This is a genomic window from Haloarchaeobius litoreus, assembly GCF_024495425.1.
Lineage (GTDB): Archaea > Halobacteriota > Halobacteria > Halobacteriales > Natrialbaceae > Haloarchaeobius > Haloarchaeobius litoreus.
The window spans coordinates 548307-563062 of sequence record NZ_JANHJR010000004.1 but is presented as its reverse complement, the minus strand read 5'-3'; the positions used below and the strand labels follow the sequence as shown (position 1 = coordinate 563062).

Annotated in this window: 16 protein-coding genes; 11 read left to right on the top strand and 5 right to left on the bottom strand. The window is 67.7% G+C overall.

Features of this window, described 5'->3' with window-relative positions; translation table 11 throughout:
* Nucleotides 1–61 precede the first annotated feature (61 nt).
* Together NOW55_RS20400 and NOW55_RS20395 are read right to left on the bottom strand one after the other, a co-directional pair.
* Complete coding sequence (locus NOW55_RS20400; protein WP_256401970.1) at nt 62–718, bottom strand: helix-turn-helix domain-containing protein; 657 nt, start codon at nt 716–718, stop codon at nt 62–64.
* Between the two features lie 126 nt (nt 719–844).
* Nucleotides 845–1327, bottom strand: a complete 483-nt coding sequence (locus NOW55_RS20395) for a dihydrofolate reductase (RefSeq protein ID WP_256401969.1) — start codon at nt 1325–1327, stop codon at nt 845–847.
* A 119-nt stretch (nt 1328–1446) separates the two neighbouring features.
* Between NOW55_RS20395 and NOW55_RS20390 the strand changes: the two genes are divergently transcribed.
* The 9 genes from NOW55_RS20390 to NOW55_RS20350 all read left to right on the top strand — a co-directional run bounded on the left by NOW55_RS20390 (nt 1447) and on the right by NOW55_RS20350 (nt 9907).
* The gene (locus tag NOW55_RS20390) at nt 1447–1863 is read left to right on the top strand and encodes a hypothetical protein (protein ID WP_256401968.1); all 417 of its coding nucleotides are present in this window, start codon (nt 1447–1449) and stop codon (nt 1861–1863) included.
* A 126-nt stretch (nt 1864–1989) separates the two neighbouring features.
* A complete protein-coding gene (locus NOW55_RS20385; RefSeq protein WP_256401967.1) occupies nt 1990–2907 on the top strand; it encodes an ABC transporter ATP-binding protein in 918 nt (305 codons plus the stop codon).
* On the top strand, nt 2904–3710 hold the full coding sequence (locus NOW55_RS20380) for an ABC transporter permease (protein WP_256401966.1): 807 nt from the start codon (nt 2904–2906) through the stop codon (nt 3708–3710). The genes NOW55_RS20385 and NOW55_RS20380 overlap by 4 nt, the downstream gene beginning before the upstream one ends.
* A complete protein-coding gene (locus tag NOW55_RS20375) occupies nt 3710–4534 on the top strand; it encodes an ABC transporter permease (protein ID WP_256401965.1) in 825 nt (274 codons plus the stop codon). The genes NOW55_RS20380 and NOW55_RS20375 overlap by 1 nt, the downstream gene beginning before the upstream one ends.
* A gap of 101 nt (nt 4535–4635) precedes the next feature.
* Complete coding sequence (locus NOW55_RS20370) at nt 4636–5493, top strand: winged helix-turn-helix domain-containing protein (protein WP_256401964.1); 858 nt, start codon at nt 4636–4638, stop codon at nt 5491–5493.
* Nucleotides 5494–5666: 173 nt separating this feature from the next.
* On the top strand, nt 5667–6605 hold the full coding sequence (locus tag NOW55_RS20365; RefSeq protein ID WP_256401963.1) for an ABC transporter ATP-binding protein: 939 nt from the start codon (nt 5667–5669) through the stop codon (nt 6603–6605).
* Nucleotides 6602–7438, top strand: coding sequence for an ABC transporter permease subunit (locus tag NOW55_RS20360; RefSeq protein ID WP_256401962.1), 837 nt, complete (start codon nt 6602–6604; stop codon nt 7436–7438). The genes NOW55_RS20365 and NOW55_RS20360 overlap by 4 nt, the downstream gene beginning before the upstream one ends.
* A 107-nt stretch (nt 7439–7545) precedes the next feature.
* Entirely contained in the window at nt 7546–8886 is a 1341-nt protein-coding gene (locus NOW55_RS20355) for a hypothetical protein (RefSeq protein ID WP_256401961.1), read from the top strand.
* Between the two features lie 103 nt (nt 8887–8989).
* Nucleotides 8990–9907, top strand: coding sequence for an alkaline phosphatase family protein (locus NOW55_RS20350; protein WP_256401960.1), 918 nt, complete (start codon nt 8990–8992; stop codon nt 9905–9907).
* A gap of 7 nt (nt 9908–9914) precedes the next feature.
* On the opposite strand, the gene NOW55_RS20345 is transcribed toward NOW55_RS20350, so the two are convergent.
* Nucleotides 9915–10940, bottom strand: coding sequence for a flippase-like domain-containing protein (locus NOW55_RS20345; RefSeq protein ID WP_256401959.1), 1026 nt, complete (start codon nt 10938–10940; stop codon nt 9915–9917).
* Between the two features lie 146 nt (nt 10941–11086).
* Here NOW55_RS20345 and NOW55_RS20340 point away from each other — a divergent pair, with 146 nt between their 5' ends.
* Entirely contained in the window at nt 11087–11998 is a 912-nt protein-coding gene (locus NOW55_RS20340; RefSeq protein ID WP_256401958.1) for a metallophosphoesterase family protein, read from the top strand.
* 60 nt (nt 11999–12058) lie between these two features.
* On the opposite strand, the gene NOW55_RS20335 is transcribed toward NOW55_RS20340, so the two are convergent.
* A complete protein-coding gene (locus NOW55_RS20335; protein ID WP_256401957.1) occupies nt 12059–13285 on the bottom strand; it encodes a Tm-1-like ATP-binding domain-containing protein in 1227 nt (408 codons plus the stop codon).
* Nucleotide 13286: 1 nt separating this feature from the next.
* Nucleotides 13287–14120, bottom strand: coding sequence for a phosphoenolpyruvate hydrolase family protein (locus tag NOW55_RS20330; RefSeq protein ID WP_256401956.1), 834 nt, complete (start codon nt 14118–14120; stop codon nt 13287–13289).
* Between the two features lie 199 nt (nt 14121–14319).
* On the opposite strand from NOW55_RS20330, the gene NOW55_RS20325 reads away from it, so the two are divergent.
* Entirely contained in the window at nt 14320–14733 is a 414-nt protein-coding gene (locus NOW55_RS20325; protein WP_256401955.1) for a cupin domain-containing protein, read from the top strand.
* The last annotated feature ends 23 nt before the right edge of the window (nt 14734–14756 follow it).

The following is a 14756-nucleotide window of genomic DNA, read 5'->3' as shown; positions in this document are numbered from 1 at the left end:
AGAATCGTCGTGACCGAGTCAATGTTCCTTCTTCAGATGAACGGTGTTTTTATACCGACTGTCACTCGAGCTCGATCAGCGTGCCCGCGATGAGCCGATGTGTGCCACGGCGGAGCCGGGACCCGAGCGACTGGCCGGTGATGTCGAGTTCCTCGGCCAGTTCCGCCAGCGTGGCGCTTCGGGGCGTCTGGTAGTAGCCACGCTCGTACGCGAGTACCAGCGCCTCCCGCTGTGACGGGGTGAGATCGTAGTCCTCGGTGGAATCCATCTCCGAGAGGCGGTGCATCGAGGTGAGCGTGGGGTGGATGTCGTGTTCGTGGCAGTACTCCTGGAACGACGCGATGGCCTCGTGGTCGGTGGCCCGCAGCTCGAAGGTCCACTGTTCGGAGTTCCCGATGCCCGACAGGAGTACGAGTTCGGTGGTGGTGATTGCCCGCATCACGCCCTCGCACTGGCTCTCCCACTCGGCACGCATGAGGTACGCGCCACCGGCCTGGTCGACGACTTCGACGTTCTTCACGTCCTCCTGTGCGGCCAATCCCGCCATCACCTCCTCTTGGGTCACCCCGTCGATCCCGCGGACCCAGAAGTAGGGCATGATGGCCAGTTCCGTCGGGACGATACGTTCGAGTTCAACCGTCATCGAGGGGTGGTTCTCGGCGATGGCCCCGAGCGGGAACTCGTGGGCCGGGATGACGAACTCGACGACCGTAGTCATACCACAGTGTACGTGAGCATCTGAAAAAGTCGTGTCCGTGACCAGATACCGGCCAGAACCCGACCGGACGTGACGAGCGGTGTGTGGGTCGACCGACCACGAGAGACGGCGGGCTCGACCGAACAGTCAGTCCCGCTTCGACGTCGGCAGCCACTCTTCGAGGACGTAGCCGTCGAACTCCGTCTCGGACACCAGTTCCCACTCATCGCGGTCGAACTCGGGGAAGGAGGCGTCGCCCTCGTACTCGCCTTCGATTCGACTGATGAGCATCCGGTCGTAGTGTGGCAGCAGCGCCCCGTAGATGGCGCTCCCGCCGAGGACGTACAGCACGGGTGCGCCGCGTTCACGGGCGGCTTCCAGCGCCGCCTCGACGCTGCCGGCGTGGATCACGTCGGGGTCGTCGTACTCGCGGTCGCTCCGACTCATGACGATCTGCGTTGCGCCCGGTGGGTCGTCGAACATCTCGAACGTGCGACGACCGATGAGCACCAGGTCGTCGGCGACGCGCTCCCGGTAGCGACGGACCTCCTCGGGCAGGCTCCACGGGAGCGTCGGCCCGTCTCCGATGACACCGTTCTCGCTGACAGCCGCGACGGCGATGACGTCCATGGGGTCCCTTCCGTCTCCACGGAGTAAGCCCCATCGTTCACGGATTACGGGGCCGGCTGGTTCTCAGGACCGGAGAGCCGGGTGCCGGCTATAAGCAGCCAGCTGACGTACCAACAACCATGACGACCACACTGCGGAACTACGGTGCAGGTATCGGCATCCCGCTCGGCGCGGGCATCGGCGGCACGGCCGCCGTGGTGACGGGCCAGTCGGGGGACCTCGCCCTCCTCGCCGGCTACGGTGTCTCCGGTGGCCTGCTCACCGGCGCGTTCGTCGGTCAGTTCGCCGAGAACTACGGCGGTGCGAGCGACTGGGCGAGCCGCGTGTTCGGTGTCGCGGTGCTCGTGGGCCTGCTCGTCGGCACCGCGCTCGGCCTGCTGGTCGCCTGGTCGCTCGACGCCGTGTTCACGGACGGTGCGGCGGCCGGCGCGGTGGCGGGGATCTCGCTCGGTGTCCTGCTCGGCGGTGTCCTCCTGACCACCGCGAGACGGAGTGAGAAGCCATCCCAGGGGAACCCCGACGGCTCCGAGCAGTAGGACGGCCGTTCGTCACGAGCGCCGGTGCGGGCACCGGGACCTGACAGGCACGGTACCGTACCACGGGATTTCTGACTCTGAAACGATGGGGTGTCTGTTATAAGTCTGCCGTCAGTTGGTCGGTGTATGAATGCAATCGATGCGACCAACGTGTCGAAACACTACGGGTCGACCACGGCCCTCGACCGGGTCGACCTGACGGTCGAGGAGGGCGAGACGTTCGGCTTCCTCGGCCCGAACGGTGCGGGGAAGTCGACGTTCATCAACATCCTGCTCGACTTCGCGAAGCCGAGCGACGGACACGTCGAGATCTTCGGCACCGACTGTCAGCACAACGGCGTCGAGGCGCGCGAGCGCATCGGCGTCCTCCCCGAGGGCTACTCGGTCATCGAGCGGTTGACCGGTCGTCAGCACATCGAGTACGCCATCCGGTCGAAGGACGCCCACGACACGAACCCGCTCGACATCCTCGACCGGGTCGGCATCAGAGACGCGGCCGACCGGAAGGCCAGCGGCTACTCAAAGGGGATGGCACAGCGGCTCGTCCTCGGGATGGCGCTCGTCGGCGAGCCGGACCTCCTGCTCCTCGACGAGCCGAGCACGGGCCTCGACCCCAACGGTGCGGCGGAGATGCGTCAGATACTCCGCGAGGAGAACGACCGCGGCGCGACCATCTTCTTCTCCTCGCACATCCTCGAACAGGTCGAGGCGGTCTGTGACCGCGTCGGCATCCTCCAGCGGGGCGAACTCGTCGCCGTCGACACCATCGAGGGACTGCGCGACTCGATGGGTGGCGGGACGAAACTGGTGCTCACGCTCGACGAGCTGCGCGACAGCACGCTCGCCGAGATCGAGACCATCGACGGCGTCGAGACCGTCGTCTCACAGGGCGACTCCACCATCGAGGTCACGTGTACGAACGACGCGAAGATGGACATCGTCGTCGCCCTCCACGAGGCCGGCATCGAGGTGATGAACTTCAAGACCGAGGAGGCCTCGCTCGAGGACATGTTCATCGAGTACACGGGCTCCAGAGGCCGATGAGCTGGCAGTTCATCGCACGGCAGGACTGGTCCGACACCGCCGACCAGCGGTCGACGAAGACCCTGCTGGCGCTGGTCTCCTTCGTCGTCCTGCTCTCGGGCTACGTCTATCCAGTGCTGACCGAGGGCCCACACACCACGGCGACGTTCTCCAGCTACGCCGTCGGCTGGCTCACGACGCTGGTCCCGCTCGTCGGCGTACTGCTCGGCTACGGCGCGGTGGTCAGCGAACGCGAGTCCGGCTCGCTGCTGCTGTCGCTCTCGCTCCCCATCAGCCGCGAGGACGTCGTGGTGGGGAAGTACGTCTCGCGGACGGGACTGCTCGCCGCGACCATCGCCGGCTCGATGACCCTCGCGGGCTCGCTCGTCGTCTACCCGTTCGGGACGCTCGACCTGCTGCCGTTCCTCGGGTTCGTCGTGTTGACCGTCCTCTTCGGGGCCGTCTGGACCGGTATCGGCATCGCCGTCTCGCTGCTCGTATCGACGAAGCGCCGAGCCCTCGTCCTCGGCGTGACGGTGTTCTTCCTGCTCGTCATCGTCTGGGACACCGTCGTGGGCGCTCTGGGGCTCGCCCTCGAGGCACTCGGATTCACGGACGGTGAACTCCCGGACCCCCTCCAGTTCGTGGTCGGACTGGAGCCCGGTCGGCTCTTCCGTCGTATCACCGAGGGGTTCATCGATCCGAGTGCGACGGTCGACGGCGCGTGGTACCTCAGCGAGTGGATCGCCCTCGCTCTGTTCGCAGCCTGGCTCGTCGGGCCGCTCGGACTCGCCTATCTCCGCTTCTCGGGGGTGGACCTCTGATGAGCTGGCGCGACATCGCCCACAAGGACATCAACGACGCGGGTCGCTCGAAGAGCATCTGGCTCCTCGTCGGCATCCTGCTAGCGCTCTCGCTGGGCTACGCCTACCTGCACCAGTACGTCGGAGACGAGACGTTCGTCGCCTTCGTCGACGGGCTCGCCGGCGTGATCGCCCTCGTCGTCCCGCTGCTCGCCATCATGCTCGGCTACAAGTCCATCGTCCACGAGCGGAACAGCGGGAGCCTGCTGCTCACCCTGTCGCTCCCGCACGACCGTCGCGACCTGGCCGTCGGCACGTTCGTCGGCCGGGCTGTGGTCCTGCTCGTTCCCACGCTCGTGGCACTCGCCCTCGCCGGCGGGCTCGGTGCGTTCCTCTACGGAACCGAGGGCATCGCGTGGTATCCGTGGTTTCTGGTCGCAACCGTGCTGTTCGGCCTCTCGTTCGTCGGTATCGCGGTCGGGCTGTCAATGTCGACCACCCGGGACCGCTGGATCACCTTCGGCGCACTCGGGGGCTACCTGCTCCTCGTGAACTTCTGGGGCCTCCTGCATACGATGACGCTGCTCATCCTGCACCGCTTCGACGGCACCGTGCTGATGCCACAGAACCTGCCCGAATGGTCGTACCTCTACCGGCTCCTCGAACCAGGCCAGGCGTACTACAGGCTGCTGGAGTTCGGCTTCGACGGCCAGCGAGCCAACCTGTACCTCCGCGAGGCCGCACCGTTCTACGTCGACTGGTGGATGGCGGTACTGCTGCTGGTGCTCTGGACGGTCGTCCCCATGGTCGTCGGGTACCGACGGTTCGTCAGCGGGGACCTCTAGAACACCGACGACCCGTCGACGACACGTCGCCCGCCATCAGGCGGCCAGCCCCCCGGCGACGAAATCCTTACCCGGCGGCCTCGACTCTGGTCGACACGAGCATGGGCACTGACGGTCGCACCGACCCCGAGGACGCGTTCGCCGCACTGGGGAGCGAGCGCAGGATCGAGATCCTGCGGACGCTCGCCGACGCGGCGGCGGCCGAGGAGGACGAGCTGACGTTCACGGCGCTGTACGACAGGCTCGCCATCGACAGCACCTCGCAGCTCTCCTACCACCTCGACCAGTTGACGGACGGCTTCGTGCGCAAGTCGGGGGACACGTACGCCCTCACACAGGCCGGCGAGCGGGTGCTCAGGGCCATCAGGTCGGGCACCTACGACACCGAGCCGGCCTTCGAGCCGATCACCGTCGACGGACCGTGTCCCAGCTGTGACTCGACCACGCTTTCGGCGTCGTATCGCGAGCGCCTGCTCACCGTCGCCTGCGCGGACTGCGAGGCCACCGTCGTCACGTACGACCTCCCACCGCCCGCAGCGGTGGGGCGGACCAGTGAGGAGATTCTGGAGTCCTGCGACCGGCGTGCACGCAACGAGCTATCGGTCGCGCTGGCCGGCACGTGTCCGACCTGCGGTGGGGTGATGGACGTCTCGGTGGCGCAGACAGACGGCCCAGCGCCGTACACCTGTCGCGCGGACTGCACGCAGTGCGGTCTGCGTCTGTTCGCACCGCTCGAAGCACGACTTCTCTCTCATCCGGGCGTCATCGCGTTCTGCTGGGCCCACGAGGTCGACGTGACGAGCCTGCCGTTCTGGCGGCTGCTCTCGCTCGTCGGGGACTGGGAGGTCGAGCCCGATGGAGCGTCGCCGGTTCCCTGCACCGTGACGGTGCGCTGTGACGACGACGAGCTCGTGGTCAGGGTGGCTGCTGATCTCTCGGTGACGGTGGGCCCGGAGTGAGCCTGCTCAAGAATATTTGAGTAGTATCCCCGATATTATATAAGATATTTAACAATATTTATCCCTGCGACGGCGCTACCGGTCGGTGTGACTCCAGCCACCCGCCCAGTGACAGCGGACCGGACACCGCGACCGCACCCGACGAGTGACCCGACCAACCCGGTGAGGGGACGATGACAGCCATCGAGACCGACGGCCTCACGAAGCGCTACGGTGACGACGTCTTCGCCGTCAACGAGCTCTCGCTGACAGTCGCCGAGGGCGAGGTGTTCGGCTTCCTCGGCCCGAACGGCTCCGGGAAGTCGACGACCATCGACATGCTGCTGGACTACGTGAGACCGACCGCTGGCTCCGCGTCGGTGCTCGGGTACGACGCCCAGACGGAGGCCGAGGAGATCCACCAGCGTGTCGGCATCCTCCCGGACGGCTACAGCCTCTACGACAGGCTCACGGGTCGCAAGCACGTCGACTTCGCCATCAGTCTCAAGCGTACCGACGACGACCCTGACGCCATCCTCCGTCGTGTTGGCCTCGACGCGGACGCCGCGTCCCGACCAGCGGGGACGTACTCGAAGGGGATGCGCCAACGGCTCGCGCTCGGCATGGCCCTCGTCGGGGACCCGGACCTGCTCATCCTCGACGAGCCGTCGAGCGGCCTCGACCCGGACGGCATCCGCGACATCCGCGAACTGACGCTCGAACACGCCCGGAACGGCGGGACCGTCTTCTTCTCCTCGCACATCCTGAGCCAGGTCGAGGCGGTCTGTGACCGCGTCGGCATACTCAACCGTGGCCGGCTGGTCGCCGTCGACACCATCGACGGGCTCCGGGACTCGCTGGGCACGGGCGCGACCATCACCGTCACGGTCGACGAGGTGCCGGCCGAGCACAGACTCGCCGACCTCGCCGGCGTCTCCGGCGTCCTCGTCGACGGGGACGAGATGGAGGTCACCTGTACCGATCCCGCGACCAAGCTCGCGGTGCTGGACCGGCTCAGGGAGACCGGGACCCGCATCCTCGACTTCGACACCAACAAGTCGTCGCTCGAAGACCTGTTCTCGGCGTACACGCACGGAGACGACACCCGGCGGGCGATCGAGGCACAGCGATGAACTGGCGAGTCATCGCCCGGAAGGAGTTCGAGGACGCCATCCGTTCGCGTCTGCTCTGGGGCGTCGTCGCGTTCGTCTCGGTCATCGTCAGCATGACGTTCCTCATCCCGCTGCTCGTCCCCGCGCTCGACAGCGGGGTCCTCGCCGCACTGGGCGGTGCCAGCGAGTTCGCCTCGATGCTGGTGCCGGTCGTCGCGCTCGTGGCGGCCTACCTCGCCATCGCCGGTGAGCGGGAGTCCGGAAGTCTCCGCATCCTGCTGGGGCTCGAACCCGTCCGACGGACCGTCGTGCTCGGCAAGTTCCTCGGCCGGAGCGCAGTGGTCGTGGTCGGGCTCGTGGTGGGCTTCGCGCTCGCCGGCGTCGTGGCGCTCGGGGTGTACGGCTCGCTCCCGCCGGTCGCGTTCCTCGCGGTCGTCGGCCTGACCGCCGCGCTCGGCGTCGCCTTCGTCGGCATCGCGGTCGGCGTCTCGGCGGCCGTCGCGACCAGGTCCCGGGCCATGACCATCGGCATCGGCCTCTACCTCGGGCTCGCCATCCTCTGGGACCTCGTTCCGCAGGGGGCGTACCTCGCGAGCGCCGGCTCGCCGCCGGGCGGTTCGGTGCCCGCGTGGTTCGTGTTGCTGCAGGGACTGAGCCCGTCCGGAGCGTACAGCGCGCTCGTGATGGCAGCGATCAACGCGACCGACCCCGCCTACCCGACGGCCACCGCCGCGGTCGAGGGGACGGTTCCGTTCTACGTCGAACCGTGGGCGTTCGCAGTCGTCCTGTTCGCGTGGACGGTCGGACCGCTGCTCGTCGGCACGCTGCTGTTCGAACGTGCGGACCTGAACTGAACGCCCACCCGGTGGCAGCGGTCCCCGTCCCACGTCCCCGCCATCGGTGCCGGACTGCGTTTGTACCGAGGATTAAGTGACCGGGCACGCAACCGACAGGATACGACATGGTCCCCGACATCCCCTCCCTCACGAGACGACGGCTCCTCGGTGGCGTCGCCGGAATCGGCGCGCTGGGGACGAGCGTGACCGTCGGGCTCGGCATGACCGAACCGACAGCCCTCCCCGACTCGGTCACCGACCTCGCGTCCCGACACTACCCGACACCGCCCGAGGCCACCACCCACTGGCGACCGACGGTGACGGAGGAACACGCCGCGTTCGCCGTCGACCGCCTCGCCGAGACGACGGACCGTGCCGAATCGCTCTGGAGCGGGTTCGACTCCGAGCGGCGGTTCGTCGGCGACGGTGGCTGGCTGGAGGACGCCGAGTCGGCACTCCGGAGCGGCAACTACCACGAGGCACTCTGGCAGGCCACGTACGGCCTCCAGTTCGCCGGCGAGGACCTCGGACGGGCGCGCTGGGAGGCCGGCCGTGGCGACCTGCAGGCGCTGGCGACGCGCGGCACCGAGCTCCAGGAGCGGGTCGGACAGGTCGCCGGGGAGCTCGCCCCCTACCGGGTCTCTGACCCCGCGACGGACCTCGCCTGGTACCTCGAGATCGAGCAGGAGGCACTCGTGGCCGAGCAGCTCGCGGATCTGCGGGGCTTCGAGGACGCCACGAACGGCGTCGACGACGAGGACGGCCCGGAGACGTCCGGCGTCGAGGCTCGTTCGGTCGGCGAGCTGACGGCGAACCTCCTGCAGGCGGAGGTGCACGTTGAAAGCGCGGAACGGTTCCTCCAGCATCTGGATGGCCGTCTCGGCAACGATTCGCAGCCGTACTCGCAGCAGCTACAGGCCGCCACGGACGCCTTCAGAACGTCGCTTGAGGACACACCGACACGGGAGGAGGCACTCGCACGACAGGGGCTGGGTGACAGCGAACAGGACGACCTGTACGCCTTCGCCCACCGACGGCTCGCCAGATGGTGCATCCCCGCCACGGCCCCCTCGCCGTGGACGGTCGACGTCGACCGGGAGCTCCGGGTCGCGACTGCGGTCGGCTTCTCGACCGGCGTCGCGAAGGCGCGAGCCTACGAGCACGCCGTCGACAAGCTCGTCGTGGACGAGGGCCAGACCGGGTTCGACTCGGGCCACCTCATCGCGGAGAAGCGCCGCGCACGCTCCACCTACCAGTCGGTCATCGGCGGGGACCCGCCGCCGCTGCTCACGCGGCAGGCGTCGCGGGCCATCGAGGACCTGCAGGTGGCGGACGTCGACGGCGGCGGCGACGGGAACTGGAGTCTCGGGCACGAACGCGTCCAGGCGTACTGCTACGCACTGATCGGCCGGCTGAAGCTGCAGGAGTACCCCGACCTCTTCGAGACGATAATCGAGGGTCCCTGACCGTCGGCTGCCGCGCGACCCGCCGCTGGCCGACGACGGCTGTGTTGCTCCCGACTCGGTCGGTTCCGAAGTTACTATGCGCGGGACCGCCCTCCGTCGGGGTATGAACTCGCTTCGCTCGACCGTGGACGAGAGCGTGAAGAACCTCCGCGGAGCGGGGTTCGGTGCGGTCCACGAACTCGTCTCGCGGTCGTACCTCCGGTACGCGAGGTCCCTCGAGTCGGACGAGATGTTCGACGCGGACTGGGACGTGCTCGTCGTGCTCGACGCCTGCCGGGCGGACCTCTGGGACGAGGTGGCCGGCGACTACGACCTCCCGACCGGGGAGTCGCGCATCTCGCCCGGCGGCACCTCGACGGAGTGGCTCAGCACCGTGTTCGGCACCCGGACCGCCGACGAGCTGGCGGACGTCGGCTACGTCACGGCGAACCCCTACAGCGCGTCGCACATCGACCACGACGACTTCGCCTTCGTCGAGGAGGTCTGGCGCGACGGCTGGGACGACGACGTCGGGACGACACCACCCCGACAGGTGACCGCGGCGGCCGTGCAGGCTGGCCGGACGAAGGAGTTCGACCGGCTGGTCGTCCACTACATGCAGCCCCACTTCCCGTCGCTCGCCGACGACCACGACGACGGCATCGCGCTCGACGACTTCGGGGAGGAGTCCCTCTCGGTCTGGGAGGACTTCCGCTTCGGAAACCGGACGTATGAGGAGGTCTGGGCGGCCTACCGTGCGAACCTCGAGATCGTCCTCGACGACGTCGAACTCCTGCGCTCGAACCTCGACGGCGAGCGCGCCGTCATCACCGCAGACCACGGCAACGCCATGGGCGAGCTGGGCATCTACGGCCACGCCGCGGGCATCGCACTGCCCGAGCTCCGAACGGTGCCGTGGGCGGTCACGATGGCGACCGACGACGGGACGTACGACCCGGTCGCGGCGGGAGACCTGGCGAACGGCGACGAGCCGGTCGACGCCGACGTGGCGAGCCGCCTCGAACAGCTCGGCTACCGCTGACTCCGCTTCAGACCGAATTCGACCGTATTTTCAGGATTCCGATAGCTGCTGCCCCGACCGTGGTCGTGAAGAAGAAGCCACCGACCCGTGAGATGGCGACCGCGGCCGTGATGGTCGGGGCGACGACCGTCGTCGTCGCCACGAGCAGCGTGATCTGCAGGGTCTCGACCCCGCCGAGACCGCCGGGCGTGGGAAGTGCCCCGGCGAACGCACCGAGCGTGACCACGAAGAGCGGGATGTACGGCGGGATGACGATACCCAGCGCCCAGAACGCGAACCAGAGGCCGGCCGCCTGGAGTGCCCACCCCGAAGCCGATAGCACGACGGCGATGACGAGCCGCCGGCGGTCCGTCGCGATGCGCTCGATGCCCACGAAGAACCCCTCGACCATCCCCTCGACCGCCGCCCGACCCGGCAGCGAGAACTTCGGGAGCACCCGGTCGGCGAACCGCAGCGGTGGGACGACCAGTCCGACCAGCCGACGTTCCAGTGCCTCCCGCTTCCGCCACGCGACTACCCCGAACAGCGGCAGGGTCACCGCCAGCACGAGTACACCGGCGGCCAGATACTGGATGCGCTGCACGAGGACAGCCTCGACCGCGTAGTAGCCGAGGCCGACCAGTGCGAACAGCAGCGACGGGACGACGTTGATGGTGTCGAAACTGGTCATCGCGGCCAGCGCCCGTTCGAACTCCGCGTCGCTCGTCTCCGTGACCAGCCACGCCGCGATGGGCTCGCCGCCGGCCTGCCCGAACGGGGAGATGTGGTTCGCGAACGCCGCGCCAGCGTGGACGAGCACCGCGTCGATGACCGAGATCTCGACACCCACCGCAGCGAGGATGACCTGCAACGCCACGCCCCAGACACAGAGCCACGCGAAGATCGCGAGCGGGACCATCAGGACGCGGACCGGGTTCGCTTTGCCGAGCGCGTCGAGAATCTCACCGGTCCCGATGAGGTACGCCAGCCCGAGCAGCACGACACCTGCGATAGCGAACCCCACCAGCGTCGCGGCGGCGTTGCGAACGTTCACATCGTAGTTTGGCCCGAAAGGTGGCTTGAACCCTCCGGAACTGTTCCGTCGCTGTCGGTACGGCCGGGTCCCGCGGTCGACGCGTCGACAGCACCGGGGGCCCGGAGACCGTCACCACTAACTGTCGATTGACACGACAGTCGGGCATGGGACAGCGATACCTCGTCCTGGGTGACCACCACGGCGACACCGAGTCGCTCCGTCGGGTCCGCGACGACATCGAGGATGAGACGTTCGACTTCGTCGTGCACGTCGGGGATCTCACTGACGCGATGCGGGCGGGGCGGGAGACGGCCGTCCGGCAGCTCGACGAGGTCGAACCAGTCCTCGCTGAAATCGCCGCCCACGCCCGCCACGACCTCGTCTGGGTGTGGGGCAACCGCGACCACTTCGGCGACTTCGACGCCGACCTCGGCGTCGGCACCGAGGTCCCCTCGAACGGCTGCGTGACCGTCGGCGGGCAGCGGTTCACGAACGACCTCGACGCGGTCGCGTCCGACGTGGTCCTCGTCACGCACATGGAGACGTGGCGGTTGCTCGACCAGTTCGAGGGCCGGGCACACTTCTGCGGGAACACGCATCTCGGCCGTCTGAAGGGCCGTCGGCTCAACTCCGCGTTCCTCCAGTACACCCACCGGGAGACCGGCGAGCAGTCCTTCGGCGGCTACTTCGTCGTCGACGTGACCGACGAGCCACCGTTCGACGTGGAGATGCGGGAGGTGGGGACGCTAGACCGGTTCGACTGCCCGGACCACGGCGAGCGCGGCGTCCAGTACCATTCCGCTTTCGACGACTGCGTCTACTGCGCCGAGCCCGACATCCTCATGCGCGAGATGGCCGCGTCGGCGTTCTACGGGCTCACGAACGACACCGAACGGGAGCGGGTGCGCGATGAGGAACTGGTGTCGTACGCTGTCGAGCTGTGGGATGACCCGCCGACCGGGTTCGGGTCGGCGTTCGCTGCCTACGTCGACAGTGTGACCGAGGACCGCTACGCCCCACTCGACCGGACCGACGACGGGCTGTTACGGGTCGCCGAGAAGAGCTACGCCTACTGAGTGCGACGGGCCCGCGATCGGGCTATCTCTGGGTCGTCCGGGGACCGCAGGGGGCCGTCGTCACGACGTGGGTCCGCGCCCAGACTCGCGCATGTACTCGTCGAGCGTGTCCACGATGGCCTCGGCGAACGACTCGTCGTTGATGTCGGTGTCCAGTTCGAGGCGTTCGACGTCCGGACCCAGATGCTCCCGGAGCGCGTCGAACAGGGCTGTATCCGCTTCGGGGTCGTAGAAGTCCTCGCCTTCGACGTCTAGCATCGAGACGCCGCCGAGCGGAAGCGCCAGCGCGGTCGGCCCCGTCGCGGCGTTGAGCTTCTCCGCGATGATCCGGCCGAGGTCGGCGTTCTCCGACGGTGTCGTCCGCATGAGCGTCACCTGCGGGTTGTGGATGTGGAACTGGCGACCTTCGAACTCCTCGGGCACGGAGTCCCGTGGGCCGAAGTTCACCATGTCGAGCGCACCCGTCGAGACGACCTGCGGGATGCCGGCGTCGCCCGCTGCATCGAGGCGCTCGGGACCCGCGTTCAGGACGCCACCGACGAGCTCGTCCGCCCACTCGGTCGTCGTCACGTCGAGGACCCCGTCGATGATCCCCTCCTCGATCAGCGACTCCATCGCTCGGCCCCCGGTCCCCGTCGCGTGGAAGACGATGGTCTCGTAACCGCGCGCTTCGAGCAGCTCGCGGGCGTGCTGGACACACGGCGTCGTGACGCCGAACATCGTGATGCCGATCGTGGGGCGGTCCTCGACCGCCACGTCGGGTTCGTTGGCGACCATCCCGACCATCGCGAGGGCGGCGTTGGCGATGACCTGCCGCGAGAGCTGGTTCAGTCCCTCGATGTCGGCGACGGAGTAGAGCATCGCGATGTCCCGGGAGCCGACGTACGGCTCCGTGTCGCCGGAGGCCATCGTGGAGACCATGAACTTGGGGACGCCGACGGGCAGCGACCGCATCGCCGTCGTCGCGATGGAGGTGTTGCCGGAGCCACCGAGCCCGAGGACCCCATCGAGAACGCCCGCCTCGTGGAGCCGTTGGGCGACTGCGGCCGCCCCGCGTCCCATCGCCTCCATCGCCTCGCCCCGGTCCGCGTCCTCGCGGAGCGCATCGAGGGTGGTGCCGCCTGCTTCCGCGACCTCGCTCGCCGACGTGTCCGGTTCGAACTCCGGGTCGTCCAGCACACCGACGTCGACGAGGTGCGTCTCGACGCCCTGCGATTCGATCACGTCACGGGCGAACCCGATCTCCTCGCCCTTCGTGTCCAGCGTGCCGATGATGACGACCGCCATGCTAGAACTCGATCTCCTTGAACTCCCGCGCCTGGTTCTGAATCGCCTCCTCTGTCGGCAGCCGTTCGATGCTGGACGCCCCGAAGAAGCCGACCACACCCTCGGTGTTGTTCAGGATGTACTCGGCGTCGTCGGGCCAGGCGATCGGGCCGCCGTGGCAGATGACCAGGACGTCCTCGTTGACCGACTTCGCCGCGTCGTGATGCGCCTGCACGCGCTCGGCGGCCGTCTCGAGGTCCAGCGAGGTCTCGGCACCGATGTCGCCGGACGTCGTCAGCCCCATGTGCGAGACCACGACGTCGGCACCGGCTTCGGCCATCTCGCGGGCCTGTTCCTCGCTGAAGACGTACGGGCAGGTCAGCATGTCCTGCTCGGCGGCCTCCCGTATCATCTCGACCTCCCTGTCGTAGCCCATCCCGGTCTCCTCGAGGTTCTGCCGGAACCCGCTGTCCTCGTCGATGAGCCCGACGGTCGGGAAGTTCTGGACGCCGGAGAACCCCCGGCGCTTCAGGTCCTCGATGAACACGTCCATCTGACGGAACGGGTCGGTCCCGTTGACCCCGGCGAGCACCGGTGTGTCCTCGACCACGGGGATGACCTCGTGGCCCATCTCGACGACGATCTCGTTCGCGTCGCCGTACGGGAGGAGTCCGGCCAACGACCCGCGGCCGTTCATCCGGTACCGGCCGCTGTTGTAGATGATGAGCAGGTCGACGCCACCCCGTTCGGCGAACTTCGCCGAGATGCCGGTCCCTGCTCCAGCGCCGATGATCGGTTCACCACTCGTCGCGACGTCTCGGAGCCGGGCGAGCGACTCGGAACGTGTGAACTTCATGTGTCCATTGGTACCATCTCTCGGGCAGATATTGAAGCTGTGGGACAGGATTCACCACGGCCGAACCGGGGTCGACTGTTCACTCTTCTGGTAGTCCGGTCGATACCGATTCATGGGCGCATCTGTGGCCTCTATTCTCCGATTCGTCGACAGGTCGCGGTGCAATTATGCGCCAGCGGAGACATACTGTACTGGAGTCATGACCGGAGAACACTTCGTCAGCAGCGAGAACGTATCGACCCAGCTGTTCGACTGGGGGACGCTGAAGTGGATGGCGACACCAGAGGTGAACGGCTCGGAGCGACTCAGCGCGGGCGTCGTGAACCTCGAACCCGGGAAGGGCCACGACCTCCACACGCACCCGGACAGCGACGAGATACTGTACTTCATCGCGGGTGACGGTGAACAGACCATCGAGGACGAGACGCGGGAGGTCGGCCCGGGCGAGATGGTGTACATCCCGGCAGGCGTCGAACACGGGACGAAGAACACCGGGTGGGACACGCTCCAGCTCCTCGCGGTGTACGCACCGCCGGGACCCGAGGACGTACTGGCAGACCTCCCCGAGTGCGAGATAGTTCCTGCTGGCGAGGTCCCGACCAGAGAGGACTGAGGAGGATCTCGACCGCCGCCGTC